This window comes from Nostoc sp. 'Peltigera membranacea cyanobiont' 232 (genome assembly GCF_002245985.1).
GTDB lineage: Bacteria > Cyanobacteriota > Cyanobacteriia > Cyanobacteriales > Nostocaceae > Nostoc.
Window position 1 is genome coordinate 1 of the sequence record NZ_NOLK01000092.1, and the last position, 14310, is coordinate 14310.

A 14310-nucleotide genomic window follows, 5' to 3' on the forward strand; every position below is an offset into this window, starting at 1 on the left:
TAGTAATTGGTCGTCCTGTCATTATTCCCGCCATCAGTGAACAATTGTCAGAGAAACAAGCTGAATGCTTAGGGCAAATAACTCGGTTTATCGAACAGTATGACAGAAATTTAGAACAAACACTGAGGGAATCAGCGATCGCAGGAGGAGAACAATTAGCAGCTCATCTGCTCGAAGATTTGAGCAATTGGGAACCAGGACGCAAGCCAGTCAACTTCAAGAAGAAGATGGAACGCCATTTCAAAAAAGTCCAAATGCTTTTGGCTAACGCCAGTTTTGAAGCAGGTAGCAGCCTTGGACAAATGATGGCTCATCTAGAAAATGTTCTCGAAAACGCTTCTGTGGATGCCAAAAAGCTGGATTCACAAGGGCGTTCTCAGTTGCAGGAAAAAATGGATGAAATTTGCTCCAAGCTTCTGGATGAACAACGCCATCTCCAACGATTAGCAAGTGATGAGGGTATGGGCTTAACCAAAGCTACAGCGATGTCTCTCAAACTTCGCTAGAAAAAACAATCAAGAACGTTTCTGTATCGTCCTTGATCGAAAACGAGGTGTGGGGGAGCCACTGCGGTGGACGGGTTTCCCGGCATAAAGGAGCCAGCGCTGTGGGCGGGTTTCCCGACTTGTACCCCTACGGGGAAGCAAGCTACGCGCAGCGTCTCCCCTTGGGAGAGGCGACTGGCGTCAAGTGGCGTTGTAGAGGAAGACAATGCGCCCACACTTCCCAAGCTTGCTACGGAACTGAGAGGGGAAGGAACTTTTTGCTTCCTTGTCTATCACCACTGTTCGCATTAATTTACCAGTCCACAGTATTTAGAGGTAGGAAATGTCGCACTTTTCAACTGTCACTACAAAACTAACTAACCGTGAATGTTTAGTACAAGCTCTACAAGATTTGCAGCTTACTGTCCAAGTTTATGAAAAACCACAATCGCTGAGAGGTTATTACGACGACTCCCAAGGACAAAGTGCTGAGATTGTTGTCCCTGGTCGTAGTTTAAGTGTCCGTGCAGATATCGGGTTTAGGTGGGATCAAGAAGCAGGGGTGTATCAACTGATCCATGATGCCTATGAAACTGTACCCCGACTAGGAGAAGACTTCTTTTCGCACACCCTAATACAAGCCTACGGCAAGGAGATGGTTCGCGCTAAAGCAGCCCAGTTACAAGAACATCTGGGAGAATGCACCATCACAGAACAAACCAATGGTCAGGTACATACCCTGCGTCTTGCATTTTCAGCACACCAGCAAACTCAACAAGTACGGAGGTAACTTATGGAACGAGCAATATTGATACATTTTGACACTGCTACAGGTGAAGTGAAAATAGAAGCCGAGGGATTTGAGGGTTTGTCGTGTCTAGAAGCAACGCAACCCTTTGAGGAAGCTTTGGGCATAGTGCAAGGCGATCGCACTTACAAACCAGAATCTCAGCAACAACTTCGTAGCATCATTACTCATCAACAACGGCTGCACCAATAAATAATGATAAGGGAGAGGGGGTAGACAACGGAGAGATATCTTCAATAATTCTCCCTGGTCTTCCCTGTCCTCCTTGTTTTTCATCTAAACAAGGGTGCAATTCCACCATTTAACATTTGATGGAGGGATTTTGCTCGTCCCCCTGCACAATTTTTGTATGAGCGAACTACCTGAAGATTATCCGATGCTCCATATTTATCCCTCAAAAGGAGCGCGGCAACCAGTAATTATCAAAGGAAATGCGGAGGGACTGTGCGCTTTAGTCAATGCCCTAATTTCCGCCATTGCTCATCCAAATTCTTCTGGAGTTGCTGAAGTGTTTAACGGCGATGCCGAAGTTTACGAAGTAGTCGTGCATCTTGTTACCACTCACGAAAAACTTTCTCCCGTACCCGATCAAAATTAGCAACAATGAAACTATCAAACCTGATTACCACCATTGACTCTCAAATACCTATCGTGGCAATAGATGTTCTGTCCCCCGAAGAAGCCACTATCATTCAGTGGTTAACTACTGAAGTGATGGACAAACTTAACAGTCCTGTGTACTTCTGGAATTTGGGAGTTTCTGGCTTGGAGCAATGTCTGATTGCTGACGACGGTGGACTGGTGTTCAAGTCAGTCGAGACGTATAAAAAGCCTCATAACATAGACCCTTTAATATATGTGTTCGAGTACATCAACAATTTCGGCGGTAATGGGGTTTTCATCCTGGGAGATGTTCACCCTTTTGTGGGTAAAAACTCCCTGCAATTGAGTTGGGAAATCCTCACCAGAGTAAAAAACTTGTACCATCGCCTCAAACCGACTGAAAAGCGAATTGTGTTTTTAGGTCAAAACATTCAACTGCACGAATCCCTGCTGAGACTAATTCCTTGCTGTGAAGTTCCTTTGCCCAGCATTGAGCAAATTCAAGACCACTTAGAATCATATTTGCTGTATTTGCAAGAATCTGCCAGTGAGCAAGAGGTAACTTTTACCGTATCTCTCACAACTGAAGATAAAGAAACCTTGGCAAGAGCAGCATTAGGCTTGACGCTGGAGGAAATCAGCGACTTTCTCCGGCTGACTGTTAAGGAGCGATTAACTTCTAAAGGTATAGTAATTGATACTACGGTCATCCCTTTGGTTGTCGAATACAAAACCCGCCTACTGTCTCAGATGGGTATCGAATTGGGTAAATCAGCGACCATACCCTTTGGTGGACTAGACCTGTTACGGGATTGGTTGCAACGCCGCCGTCGGTTATTTTCCCAAGAAGCGCGATCGCTAAATCTACCTCAGCCTAAAGGTGTGTTACTGGCAGGGCCACCAGGGACGGGTAAATCGATAGTAGCAAAAAACATTGCAACCATACTCAATCTTCCACTGCTGCAATTAGACATTGCCTCGATGCTTGGTAGCCTGGTTGGAGAATCTGAGGGCAATGTCCGCCGCGCACTCAAGACTGCTGAAGCGATCGCACCCTGTATCTTGTGGATTGATGAGGTTGAGAAAGCACTTTCAGCTAATGGTGATACCTCTGGAGTCTCACAAAGAATTTTGGGAAATATCCTCACTTTCATGTCTGAGTGTACGGCAGGGGTGTTTGTGGTGGCAACTTGTAATGATCCAACAGCGCTGCCTATTGAGTTCAAAAGGAAAGGGCGGTTTGATGAGAATTTCTTCGTTGACCTGCCTACTGAGTTGGAACGTTGCCAGATTCTCAAGATTCATTTGGAACGGTTTGGTATAGAAGTTCCACAGGAATATTTAGAGGCGATCGCTGCTGCTACTGACAAGTTTAGTGGTGCTGAGTTAGAAACCCTGGCATCAGAAGCAGCTCTACTGGCTTTCGATGAGGGAAGACCTCAGCAGGTTACACTGGCTGATTTAGAAAATTGTCAGCAAAACATCACCCCTTTAGCTGTTCAAGATGCTGCTGCTGTTGAGCGGATGCAGTCTTGGTCAAAGATTGCGCGACCAGCTTCCAGTCCTGTGCAGGTGTCTAAGAAAGGTCTTCGTACTTCTAGGTTCCGTACTAATTAGGTATTCCAAAATTAGTAATGATTTGAAGCTTTTGTCAAATGAACATCTGTTGTTGAGATATTCATTTGACATGGCAATACGTTACTCTAAATTATGTCAAAAATATGGAAGTTTACTTAATATTTGTAAATGCGGCTCAGAACAGTAACAAATTCTGGAGTGCAAAAGTTGAGCAAGGTAATCTAACTGTTGAGTGGGGTAGGGTCGGCTACAAATCTCAGCAAAAAGTTCACTCTTTCGGTAATTATCAACAAGCAGTTTCTAAATTTCATAATCTCGTGGCTGAGAAGAAAATGAAAGGCTATCGAGAAAGCCAACCTCAAATTGATAGTACTTCTGATTCTCTAGAAATCAAAAGAGCTATCCAATTACTGGAGATTTTGCGCCCTTATGTAGCACAAAGACAATTTGCCAATAGAAATTATCTAGAGACATTAAACCAATATTTAAAAATTGTTCCTACACCTTTAGGAATGAAAATAGACCCGTCTCGAATATACCGCGATGTGGCAGATGTTGAACATCAACTATCACTGCTGAACTCTTTGTTGGAAACTGATCCTGTGCTGGTTGATAACACTACAGAAGAATCTGCTAATAACAACAAATTCATCAGTTTAAAAAGCATTGGAAAAAACTTTTGGAGGCATTTATAGAACTGAATAATTCAGGAGCGGAGCCAGATATTCCCAAAGCTACGATCAGAATAAAGGCTTACCTGAGAGTCGTTAAATGGGATGTATCAGTAAAATTCTCTATGTCTCACAGAGTAAAAGCATCTGATTCAAAACTTCACATCCTTTATTTTCTGCTATCGCAGTCACCTTTCTAACAATGACGCAACCAGAAATAAATCATCATGACTCAAACAGCATCGAAACAAAGGTTAAAGCCTGCAAATCAGACAAAACAAACAAGTGTAGCTAATCCTAAAGGCGAAAATGAAGTATTAGCAAATATCCCACAAATATCTACAGGTAAAAAGAAAAAACCTACATCTCCAGATGCTGATACTTCAACTGAGCCTATCTCAAATAAGCGTACTAATAAACGTTCTGCCAAATCAGAGTTAAACTCTCAACCACTTATAGAATCAGGAATGGAGGTAATCTGCTCACAAACTAAATTTCACGATGCGCTCTATGAAAGTTAGTTGTGCTACCCCAGCTAAACCTACCCATCCTATTCTTGCTAATGCTCTAATCATTGCAGATATCGAAACACAACAGATACATTTAACTGTTACTGATTTAGCATTAACAATTCAGGCAAGTTTTGAAGCCCAGGTTTTGCTCAAGGGTGAAATTACTGTGCCAGTGGAAATGCTATTTGAGATAGTTAAGCATTGCCCTAATGGTAATATTAGCCTCAGTAGTCAGACTCAGATTATACAGCTTATTGATGAGGATAAGCAAACAAAAATCTGCTCTCTCAGTTTATCTGATGCTGATGGAAAATATGAAATTAGAGGCATTAGTGCTGAAGAGTTCCCACCTAGTTCTACAATTGATGCTACTCCCATTCCTCTGCCAAAAACAGTTTTCAAAGATGGTTTGAAAGGTGTAATTTATGCTGTAAGCACTGATGAAAATAAATATATCTTGACCGGAGTTCATATCCAACTTACACAGGATAAGTTAAAGTTTATTGGTACTGATGGGCATCGAGTTGCAACCACTGAACTTTCAACTCAAGGAATTGGTAGAAAACCCCTCAAACAGGTAGAATCTTCAGAGATACAATTTACTATTCCCGGTCGAGTCCTCAAAGAACTAGCGCGTAACTTGGATGATTCTGTCGAATTCATTAATCTGTTGTATGATGCCCAAAGTAATCGCTTGGGTTTTGCTTGGCAAGATATTATCCTCAGATGTCAATGTCTCGAAGGAACTTACCCTGACTGCGAACAGCTATTGGCAAGATTTAGCTTTGACCGAGAAGTAATCCTAGAAAAAGCATTCTTAGTCAAAGCATTAGAACGATTAGCTGTGTTAACAGATAAAAAAGAGAAAGGTATTTACTTACAGTTTGATGGAAGTTTGCAGCAGCTACGATTATCAATTGAACGGGAGTTTGGCAAAGGTGATCAGGTTATTGCTGCTCATCTACCATCAGAAATGTCATTGAATATTCAGTTTAACCTCAAGTATTTAGTAGAAGCAGCCAAGGCAATTCCTAGTTCTGCTATCAAAATGCACTTGCAACAATCAGATCATCCTGCGATGTTGGTTCCTTATGGAGATAGACCAAATCCAGAACTGCAAATGGAAATGCGTCAATTCTTACTGCCACTGTACACTCTAAATGCTTAATAAATGTTAACCGTAATATTTAAGTTTTGTAGGGTGTTTTGGATACGAGTGGTGTTTATTTTAGACGGGGATTTGAGCAACTCTGGACAAAACTGGACAACATGAACGAAAATCCTCGATTTTGACAAATAGAAATTGTGCATTTTGGCGGTAAATATCCGACTATTTGCCGCCAAAATACCAAAGTTATCCAGTTTTATCAAGAAAAAATGAAGCAAAGCAGGGTGCAAGAAGGAAAGATAGAAAAGTATGTTTTAGAATCTAATTGTTACCCAATATGGTAAACACTTTACAATCAGAGTATTACTCTATAGTTCCACCATGCCAGCAAAAGACATATACCATAATGAAGTCAAGAACGCATTGATAAAAGACGGTTGGACTATCACAGATGATCCTTAAAGGAGGAAATTTGGCAATGGATAAGCTAGAGCAATACCGCAATGGTATTAAGAAGATATTAACTGAGTATTACGAAACTACTAATACTCAAGTTGTAAAAGATCCGGGAGTTGAAGTAAGCGATCGCTTGGCTTTTGATGAAACAAGAGATCAATATCTTTGGTTTCGATTTGGCTGGGATGACAAAAAGCAGATACAATATATTATCATCTATCTCTGCATTAAAAACGGCAAAGTTTGGGTGGAAGAAGATGCAACTAATTTATGCGTTGTTGATGATTTGCTATCAGCCGGCATACCCCAAGCCGATATTGTTTTGGGTTTTCATCATCCCAGTAAACGAGGTTTAACAGAATTTGCTACTGCTTAATGAGGCAAATGAAGAGTGTTGAGTTTCAAGTGCTGAGTTGAAAGACCGCCCACAATTCGGAAAGTATCAACCTTCTCCTGATAAAAAGATTCCGCCCACAAGGGGAGTTGCTCTTACCAAGTACATAAGTCAGCCGTACTTTTTAATTCACTCAGGACTCAGCACTGAGTATGGTAAATTCTACTAGGAACGGTTGAGCAAATCAGCCTATTTTGGAGTCAAAATTACACCCCCTTAACAGGGGTAATGGCGACAAATTAAGGTTAATGAATCCTATGTCTACAGTCGCCCTACATCAAAAATATAGACCCCAGACAATAGCCGAATTAGTTGGACAGCCCTACATCAAAACTGCTCTGACTAATGCTGTCAAATACCTGCAAATTGCACCAGCTTATTTGTTTACAGGTTCTAGAGGCACAGGTAAAACCTCAACTGCTCGGATATTTGCTAAATCCCTAAATTGCCTCAACACTAAAAAACCAACTGACCAACCTTGTGGTATTTGTCAATCCTGCCGTTCAATTGAAACCAGTAATAGCCTAGATGTCAGTGAAATTGATGCTGCTTCTAATAATGGTGTAGATGATGCCCGTGCTTTAATTGAGCGCAGTACCTTAGCACCTGTTGCAGGACGTTACCGAATTTTTATTCTCGATGAGTGCCATTGTCTAACTGGTAATGCCTTCAATGCTTTACTTAAGTGTATTGAAGAACCGCCACCTCATGTTGTCTTCATTCTCTGCACAACAGAACTGCACAAGGTATTACCTACCATTGTCAGCCGTTGTCAGGTGTTTAATTTCCGCACTTTGTCTGTTCAGGCAATTGTGCAGCACCTGCGTATTATAGCAGATGCAGAATCTATTTCTATTGATGATCAGGCACTAACAGCGATCGCCCGACTCAGCGATGGTGGATTGCGGGATGCACTGCAATTACTGGGTCAGGTGAGTCTTTTAGATGAAGATATCACTGCCAATCATGTCATGGAAATCGCTGGTGGTGTGACAGAAACAGAATTAATGTCAATTTTACAGGCAATATCCACCAACAACACCTTTAACTTGCTGCAAGTAGCAAGAGTTTTAGTAGATTCTGGTAAAACGCCCAAATTGATTCTCTCTAACTTACTGCAAACATACCGAGATTTATTGATTATCAAGTCTGCACCCAAAGAGCAATCCTTGCTAACTGGTTGTGTTAGCTATGCTCAACTCAAGGTTTTAGCAAATCACTGGAATTTCGAGACGCTTAACTTGTCTCTAACAGAGTTACAAAAAGCAGAAAACTATCTGCGGTACACAGTAAATGCTGCTGTGTGGCTAGAAGTTTGCTTACTGAACCTGATACCCAGTTTATTGCCTGTCAGCGCAACCAAGACGCTAACTGTTAAACCTGTAGATGACAAATTGTTACCAACAGTTGCAGCTCAGACTACTAACTTGGCTCAAATTTGGCAGCAGGTGATGGATACAGCTAAACCCAGTAATCAAAAGCTGTTGGCTCATGCTCATCTCGTTAAATTGCAAGGTGACAAGGCAATTTTAGAGGTTACACCAGCTTACCTGAATAAGTTTGAGAGTAGTAAAGAGGCGATCGCTAAAATGCTGCAACGAGCTACCCAAAGTCAACAACCAATGACTGTGTTAATTAAAACTGCCAACAAGAGCAGTAACGGGAGGGTAAAAGCATGATTGTATTGTTGACAGGTGACGACCAACACGCTATTCAGGAACAGCTAAACGAATACAAAGCAGAGATTGATTCCCAATGGCTCACACTTTGCTATCACCGATTTCCAGCCGATCGCGTTGACCGAGCTATCAGCGTAGCTCGCACTCGTTCCCTGACTGGTGGTAAAAAACTGGTGATTGTGGAAAATTGCCACCTCAAGCAGTGGGGTGATACTGAGTTAGAAACTTTGCAGCAGCTTGTTCAAGTGCCTGAATTCACAATTCTGGTGTTTGTCGCCACCAATGTAGATAAGCGCCTGAAGATTTACAAACATCTTGTCAAGTATGCCAAGTTGTTTGAGTTTCCATTGATACCACCTTGGCGTACTGATTTAATTGAAAAGGCGATCGCTACTCACGCTAAAAAAATCAAGCTGGTGCTGTCAAAGGGTGCAGTGGAATATTTAGCAGAAGCAATTGGTAACGACATGACTCGTGCAGCTACTGAGTTACGCAAACTGTATATTTATGGTAATGGCAGACAACTTGAACTTGCAGAAGTAAAAGAGTTAGTGCCATGTCAGACTCAAAGTAGCCTACAACTGGCATCTGCTATTCGCCAAGGAGAAAGCAATCAGGTTTTGCACCTGCTGGATGATTTACTGTCACGCTCGGAACCATTAATGGTGATTGTTGCTACTCTCCTAACACAGTTTAGAACTTGGCTGTGGGTTAAGTCTGCGATTGTTTCTGGGATTAAGAAAGATAGTGAATTAGCTCAACTATGCAATATCAGCAATCCTAATCGCATTTACTATTTGCGTCAGGAGGTAGCAAATACAAGCATCAATGCTTTAGCTAAAGCAGTGACTATGGTGCTGGATTTGGAGATGTCTATTAAGAGAGGTGCTGAAAGTAAGGATTTACTGCTAATAATTCTTAGTGTTAGCAGGTTATTTAAGTTAACTTAATCAACATAAAGTTGACTGATAGTTTTGGATTTTGGATTGTATATTTGATTCCGGTCTAAAATCCAAAATCAGTTATTTAAGTAAGTCCAAGTCAATATTTCACGTTGGTAAAAGGCAGGAGGCAAAGGAAATAAGACATATGGTAAGTACCATAACAGTCAGCCAGGTTTCTGTGAACGCTTGATGTGAACCACCACTTTTACTTACGCCAGCTGGAGGAGGTATTAAACGATCTGTTTACCACTTTATTTTGCTTGATAACTTATCGAACTTGCATCAATGTCAATAATAACCTTACCGCCCCCATTTTTTTCTACTTGTCGCCAAACTTTATAGCCATCAACAATTGCCTTCTCCCAATCACCTAGCGAACACTCTCGAACTTCTAAATGCAAGGTCATATTTTTTATAGTTTTCAGGAGTTGGTCATCTATCGTTACAACTCCTTCCAAAAACCCATGATCCTTGGCATAGCTGAATACAAGCGCTGATATACCTTCATCAATAGCTATTGCCCGACCACCATCTTCAACCTCGTCAATACGAGGATTACTTTTACGCTTGCGTTTAAGGTTACTGCGAATGACTGGCGACCATCCCAAAACAGCAGCATAGGACAAATGAAAAATATCATGAAAGCGATAGCCATCACTAAAGTAGGAGTTATCGGTAAGGTAATTTCCAATCTGTTGACCATTAATAAATGCTCTCACTTTCACTGAGTTATCTTCGCTCACTTCAGTAAGATATAGCTCAAACTGTCGCGGTAAACTTTCGTGTTCGGAAAAGTTACTATCAAATATGTAGGCTGTAGTTTGACTATCTATTTGTACTGAATCTCTTCTTCCCCAACGGTCACGACACTTATTCAGATTAATTTGTGCAATTTCTGCCAAATCTAGATCAAATTTACTGGCTACGTTAGCAACGTACCAAAGTAAATCCCCTAACTCTTCTGCAACACAATCTTTAAAAAGTTTATGTGCATCTTTATCTCGGAGATGCTTTTTATATTCAGCGAGGAGTGAACCTGCTTCACCAACCAAACCCAGCAGAGGTATGATTATTCCATCTCCACTTTTAGTAGGAACTTGATCAGTTTTCAGGGCTTGTTGTTGATACTTACGAAAATCCATTATCCACTCCTTATCTTGAGATTATATTTGGTGTTGCTGATTATGGGCATGAAAAAATAGAGTCTGAAAGCAGGCTCACTTGGCCATGCTAAAGTTGCTGAAGCAAAGCCTTCTGTAGAGTTATCGGAGTTGATTAGAAACTTTTGCAAGGAGGGCAAATAATTTTACATTTTTTAAATTTGCACCCCTCGTTTAGTAATACCTTCTATTTAGATTTGGAAGCAGCTTGAATTTTTATATCCTCTTCAATAGCTTGGTTAATTTTCCATTTTGGTGGATACCAATAACTAATTGGTTGTACGTTAACTGAATACTTTTGCTTTATACGTGTTCTTCCTGATATTCCCGATATTTCAGGGTGTTTCATCCGAGAATACTTATCTACCTCACAAAATAGATTTTGGCAGTCGATTAATTGCAGTCTCCGTCCCCAAAGGGAATGATAATTTAGTCCTAATCGCTCAAACTCAGATTCTTGGATATCTGCCATGAATTTAATAATTTCTGGTTCGTTTAAACCACCCAGATCAAGAAAACATTTGCGGATACCATCAAGCGCACCAGGACCAGGAATTACAAACTCCATCTCGCTATAGCTAGTAATCTCGCTATAGTTAACATCAGTTATAAACTGGTATGCCAAAAAATCGCCAATAGTTGGATAATTATGTAATAAATCGAAACCCTGGTGCATATTCCGTGAATCTGCTAGCTTCTGTGGCAGATCATCAGTCATCATCTTTTCAATCAACTTGAGATTATTGCGGTGCTTTGTAGTATATCCAAATGTTTTGCCACCCGATGGCATGATATATGCCGCAGAATAGATAGTCTGACCGGACTGCATGGTTTCTGTGAGGATTTTATCGTAGCGTTCAAAGCAATAGTCAGCATAAGTAATATGTCCAATATTTTTTTCTAGAAGCTGCCAAGTTTCAATTTTGTTGAAAATTTTGAAGAGGATAATTCTAAAGAATACCTCATTGATTGAAGATGGTAGATCGTCCCGATAGATGACATTTCGTATCAAGTACTGGCTCGTGCGGTCGCTTGCGCGGTAGGCATTGGTAAATTTGTATGTGGAAAGAATTGGATCATCAGTCCAAGGCACTTGTGCATTTTCTAGCTTCTTGTAAAATATCTTTTGTCGTTCGGCAGCGAATTGCCAATAAGTATTGAATACAACTGTAGGCTTGGCGGGTAGAATATGTGAAATGATAACTGGCGATGAGATAGGTTTTTCTCCACTATCGCCAATTCCAAGACTTAACTGTTTGTTTTGATTGGCGTTTTCGCTAGATTGTTTCTGACGTTTTGTTCCCATTTTATCTCTCTAAAGAAACATTTCTGTTTCCTTAAATCCGTAAAGTACTCTCACCCGTAAATATCTTTTGTTAAGCTTGTCTGGAAAAAAGCTATGTTTTATCTATTGTATGTTCGCAAGTTGTTTGTTGCATAATATTCCGAGCCGCCTCTATAACTGGAGTTAAAGTTGGCGATTTTGTTCCAATTCTTTCTAATTTTGCTACACCTACGAAGCAGTTCATCCGGTCAAACGTCAGTCCCATTTCGTGAGCCATGAAATCGCCTAATCTGCATAGTCCCAAGTAGTTGCCGTATGCCTTATCAAAAAGTTGTTGGGTAGCATAAAAAGCATTTAAAACAAGGCTTTTATCTTGATTATTTGGGACAAAGCTAACATGTTGTAAACAAGGAAAGCCTAGTTGCCTACAATTAGGAATATGGTCTCGCCCTGGATCAAAGATAGAAGCTTGAAACATACTTCTTCTGATTTTTGGGTGTGAATTATACTCAAAAATGATGTGTTCGAGTTGGTTGCCATTGTGGGGCCCAGAACCAAAATCAATCAGCCTTTCAAAGTAAATACCACGTCGGTTTTTCGACGGTTCAGCAGCTTTGTATCTGGGAAGAGCATTAAGATAAATCTCAAATAATTTCTTTCGGTCATACTTAGCCATTCGCCAGAGAGAGCTAGGAAAAATCGTATTTGCAACTGTGTGAATTTTTTGTTTTTTGTTCTTTACAAGGCAATTATCAAGAGCATCTCGAACTGATTTGTCTTCATTTACAATACCGCTGCTAAAACCTGTTAAACTAACCACCAATGGCGAAATTTCTTTGCCAGGATTATCGATAATGTGTAGAAATATACGACTCCAAGCGCAAGAGAGGTTTGTTTCGTTAATGGGGAGAGGCGCACTATTACTCATCTTCCGGCTCCTCAAGATGGCGATATTTGCTTAGTCCTACAAACTGATAACGCGAAACCCGAACAAAAGCTGCCCACTCAGCGTCACGACAGTAAACGCGCACAATACCAGGACGGTTAGCTTGGAAGAGACGACCCTGTGAGTGATTTTCTTGGAAAGTGATAGTGTCGTTCGTTGCTTCTGCTGTGTTTGGTAGTAGAAGATGACTTCCAACTTCAGCATCAAGTGTAGGCATTGACCAATGTGCATCAGCAATTATCAACGGTTCTGCTGATGAACGCCCAAGAAAATCTTGGCGGATAGACTTGGGTGTAGATTTTAGAAGTGACGCAGCTTTGATGCGATTAATCATTTTTAGGGTATAAGTCATGTGATTGATCAGAGTCTCGTACCCAACACCAAAACTACAGGCAATCGTGAAAATCTGAAGTGGCGTTGCTGAAGCAATATCCCAGCCACGCGAAGCAAATGCTTTTCTCACCCCCAAAGTTGGCATAAGTAAGAAACCTGCAAAGGAGTCAACCAGAAACTCGTCAGGATGGAAAGTCTTAGATTTCTCCGAATCCTCTGTTAGTTCATCAATCGTTGAACTGTGTCCAAAAACGTGGTGTCCGAGTTCATGAGCGCAGGTAAAGTTACGCCTAGTAAGGGGTCGCAGCGCAGAAAGCCATATTTGTGGTTCATCTCCTTTGAGATATATGCCTTCCATGCTACTAATATCAACAAACTTAACTTTCACATTGAGTTTGTCGCACAAGTTATAGATACAAGCTGGACTTTTAAGGTCTAGACCAGCTTGTTTCCGAATATCGATTGATTTAAGCATGGCCTGTTGAGCCAATTCTTGCCTCTGATTAGCCACAGATTTTTTCCTACACTTGGTATCAAGGTAACTAATATTACTAATCACAGGTTGTCTCTCCCCGTTCGCATTGAAGCAAGTAATGTTAACAGTCGGTCTAAATCTTCTGGCTTAAGCTTTTGGAGTTCTCTAGCAGCAAGCTGAAGTTTATTGTCATGGACATCGACCTTATTCGCACCTTCACCAAGTAGCCATGACACACTGACATCAAAAATTTCTGCAAGCTTTGTAATTTCTTCGGCGGAAGCATTTCTCTTGCCAGCCTCTATTTCAGAAATAGAGGGTCGATGTAGACCAAGAGTTTGAGCTACCTGAGCCTGAGACAAACCTGCCATCTTACGTGCTTCGCGAATGCGAGAAGCAATTATTGCTTTCTTGTCTTTTGCTTCAGTCATCTCCGTTTCTCCTCTTTACTGACGATTTCACAAACTACATCAGCTGATTCGTTGATGGTGAGTCGCCGCGTGCAATCCTCTGACAAAAAAATGTTTTTGTCATTAGGGATGTTCACGTTAAGTTCCGTAGCCAACATAGTGATGGCAACAGGCCAGAGGTAACTGTCAAGCCATGCTAAATCATTGATAGGACAAGTTGTTTCTGTGATTGGCTGTCCTTCATATCCGCTATCGCTCTGGATTTCTTTAAACACTTCTATGAGCTTGACCTTTACATTTTCTGGGGTCATAGTGCAGCACACTATATTACCGTTGGTAAGAAAATCTTACCAAGCGTAGGATAAAATGTCAATCGGAGTTCAGGGTAATATTTAGGCATTTAGATGTTAATCATCTCAAAGTCCTTGAAACCGACCAGAGGTAAGTTATATGTAGCGCACTG

The 14310-nt window shown here is 41.1% G+C and carries 16 protein-coding genes and 2 pseudogenes; 12 read left to right on the plus strand and 6 right to left on the minus strand.

Features of this window, described 5'->3' with window-relative positions; genetic code table 11:
• From CDG79_RS25425 to holA, 12 genes and pseudogenes are all read left to right on the plus strand, one after another.
• A pseudogene (locus CDG79_RS25425) lies at positions 1-506 on the plus strand (hypothetical protein); the annotation flags it as partial.
• A 322-nt stretch (positions 507-828) separates the two neighbouring features.
• A complete protein-coding gene (locus CDG79_RS25430; protein WP_094344613.1) occupies positions 829-1275 on the plus strand; it encodes a DUF1257 domain-containing protein in 447 nt (148 codons plus the stop codon).
• Positions 1276-1278: 3 nt separating this feature from the next.
• Entirely contained in the window at positions 1279-1485 is a 207-nt protein-coding gene (locus tag CDG79_RS25435) for a DUF2997 domain-containing protein (RefSeq protein ID WP_094344614.1), read from the plus strand.
• Between the two features lie 157 nt (positions 1486-1642).
• Positions 1643-1891, plus strand: coding sequence for a hypothetical protein (locus CDG79_RS25440; protein WP_094344615.1), 249 nt, complete (start codon positions 1643-1645; stop codon positions 1889-1891).
• 5 nt (positions 1892-1896) lie between these two features.
• Positions 1897-3513 carry an AAA family ATPase gene (locus CDG79_RS25445; protein ID WP_094344616.1) on the plus strand — a complete coding sequence of 539 codons (1617 nt, stop codon included), beginning with the start codon at positions 1897-1899 and terminating at the stop codon, positions 3511-3513.
• 104 nt (positions 3514-3617) lie between these two features.
• On the plus strand, positions 3618-4169 hold the full coding sequence (locus CDG79_RS25450; RefSeq protein ID WP_094344617.1) for a WGR domain-containing protein: 552 nt from the start codon (positions 3618-3620) through the stop codon (positions 4167-4169).
• Between the two features lie 203 nt (positions 4170-4372).
• Complete coding sequence (locus tag CDG79_RS44015; protein ID WP_223278316.1) at positions 4373-4666, plus strand: hypothetical protein; 294 nt, start codon at positions 4373-4375, stop codon at positions 4664-4666.
• A complete protein-coding gene (gene dnaN, locus CDG79_RS25455; protein WP_223278317.1) occupies positions 4656-5825 on the plus strand; it encodes a DNA polymerase III subunit beta in 1170 nt (389 codons plus the stop codon). The genes CDG79_RS44015 and dnaN overlap by 11 nt, the downstream gene beginning before the upstream one ends.
• A 321-nt stretch (positions 5826-6146) precedes the next feature.
• A pseudogene (locus CDG79_RS25460) lies at positions 6147-6224 on the plus strand (element excision factor XisH family protein); the annotation flags it as partial.
• 19 nt (positions 6225-6243) lie between these two features.
• Positions 6244-6597 carry a XisI protein gene (locus CDG79_RS25465; RefSeq protein ID WP_094344630.1) on the plus strand — a complete coding sequence of 118 codons (354 nt, stop codon included), beginning with the start codon at positions 6244-6246 and terminating at the stop codon, positions 6595-6597.
• A 275-nt stretch (positions 6598-6872) separates the two neighbouring features.
• Positions 6873-8294, plus strand: a complete 1422-nt coding sequence (gene dnaX / locus CDG79_RS25470; RefSeq protein WP_094344631.1) for a DNA polymerase III subunit gamma/tau — start codon at positions 6873-6875, stop codon at positions 8292-8294.
• Positions 8291-9244 carry a DNA polymerase III subunit delta gene (gene holA / locus CDG79_RS25475; protein ID WP_094344618.1) on the plus strand — a complete coding sequence of 318 codons (954 nt, stop codon included), beginning with the start codon at positions 8291-8293 and terminating at the stop codon, positions 9242-9244. The genes dnaX and holA overlap by 4 nt, the downstream gene beginning before the upstream one ends.
• 245 nt (positions 9245-9489) lie before the next feature.
• Here the strand turns inward: holA and CDG79_RS25480 are convergent, their stop codons facing one another.
• The 6 genes from CDG79_RS25480 to CDG79_RS25505 all read right to left on the minus strand — a co-directional run bounded on the left by CDG79_RS25480 (position 9490) and on the right by CDG79_RS25505 (position 14158).
• A complete protein-coding gene (locus CDG79_RS25480) occupies positions 9490-10380 on the minus strand; it encodes a nucleoside triphosphate pyrophosphohydrolase family protein (protein ID WP_094344619.1) in 891 nt (296 codons plus the stop codon).
• Positions 10381-10585: 205 nt separating this feature from the next.
• Positions 10586-11704 carry a nucleotide kinase domain-containing protein gene (locus CDG79_RS25485; protein ID WP_094344620.1) on the minus strand — a complete coding sequence of 373 codons (1119 nt, stop codon included), beginning with the start codon at positions 11702-11704 and terminating at the stop codon, positions 10586-10588.
• 91 nt (positions 11705-11795) lie between these two features.
• Entirely contained in the window at positions 11796-12611 is an 816-nt protein-coding gene (locus CDG79_RS25490) for a thymidylate synthase (RefSeq protein ID WP_094344621.1), read from the minus strand.
• The gene (locus CDG79_RS25495) at positions 12604-13473 is read right to left on the minus strand and encodes an ImmA/IrrE family metallo-endopeptidase (protein WP_223278318.1); all 870 of its coding nucleotides are present in this window, start codon (positions 13471-13473) and stop codon (positions 12604-12606) included. Before CDG79_RS25495 ends, CDG79_RS25490 begins: the two co-directional genes overlap by 8 nt.
• A 44-nt stretch (positions 13474-13517) precedes the next feature.
• The gene (locus CDG79_RS25500) at positions 13518-13868 is read right to left on the minus strand and encodes a helix-turn-helix domain-containing protein (protein ID WP_069069437.1); all 351 of its coding nucleotides are present in this window, start codon (positions 13866-13868) and stop codon (positions 13518-13520) included.
• On the minus strand, positions 13865-14158 hold the full coding sequence (locus CDG79_RS25505) for a hypothetical protein (protein ID WP_069069438.1): 294 nt from the start codon (positions 14156-14158) through the stop codon (positions 13865-13867). Before CDG79_RS25505 ends, CDG79_RS25500 begins: the two co-directional genes overlap by 4 nt.
• Between the last annotated feature and the right edge of the window lie 152 nt (positions 14159-14310).

Excerpts from the sequence above, each read along its gene's own strand:
- CDG79_RS25430 (WP_094344613.1), top strand. The coding sequence starts at position 829 with ATGTCGCACTTTTCAACTGTCACTACAAAACTAACTAACCGTGAATGT.
- CDG79_RS25435 (WP_094344614.1), top strand. The coding sequence starts at position 1,279 with ATGGAACGAGCAATATTGATACATTTTGACACTGCTACAGGTGAAGTG.
- CDG79_RS25440 (WP_094344615.1), top strand. The coding sequence starts at position 1,643 with ATGAGCGAACTACCTGAAGATTATCCGATGCTCCATATTTATCCCTCA.
- CDG79_RS25445 (WP_094344616.1), top strand. The coding sequence starts at position 1,897 with ATGAAACTATCAAACCTGATTACCACCATTGACTCTCAAATACCTATC.
- CDG79_RS25450 (WP_094344617.1), top strand. The coding sequence starts at position 3,618 with ATGGAAGTTTACTTAATATTTGTAAATGCGGCTCAGAACAGTAACAAA.
- CDG79_RS44015 (WP_223278316.1), top strand. The coding sequence starts at position 4,373 with ATGACTCAAACAGCATCGAAACAAAGGTTAAAGCCTGCAAATCAGACA.
- dnaN (WP_223278317.1), top strand. The coding sequence starts at position 4,656 with ATGAAAGTTAGTTGTGCTACCCCAGCTAAACCTACCCATCCTATTCTT.
- CDG79_RS25465 (WP_094344630.1), top strand. The coding sequence starts at position 6,244 with ATGGATAAGCTAGAGCAATACCGCAATGGTATTAAGAAGATATTAACT.
- dnaX (WP_094344631.1), top strand. The coding sequence starts at position 6,873 with ATGTCTACAGTCGCCCTACATCAAAAATATAGACCCCAGACAATAGCC.
- holA (WP_094344618.1), top strand. The coding sequence starts at position 8,291 with ATGATTGTATTGTTGACAGGTGACGACCAACACGCTATTCAGGAACAG.
- CDG79_RS25480 (WP_094344619.1), bottom strand. The coding sequence starts at position 10,380 with ATGGATTTTCGTAAGTATCAACAACAAGCCCTGAAAACTGATCAAGTT.
- CDG79_RS25485 (WP_094344620.1), bottom strand. The coding sequence starts at position 11,704 with ATGGGAACAAAACGTCAGAAACAATCTAGCGAAAACGCCAATCAAAAC.
- CDG79_RS25490 (WP_094344621.1), bottom strand. The coding sequence starts at position 12,611 with ATGAGTAATAGTGCGCCTCTCCCCATTAACGAAACAAACCTCTCTTGC.
- CDG79_RS25500 (WP_069069437.1), bottom strand. The coding sequence starts at position 13,868 with ATGACTGAAGCAAAAGACAAGAAAGCAATAATTGCTTCTCGCATTCGC.
- CDG79_RS25505 (WP_069069438.1), bottom strand. The coding sequence starts at position 14,158 with ATGACCCCAGAAAATGTAAAGGTCAAGCTCATAGAAGTGTTTAAAGAA.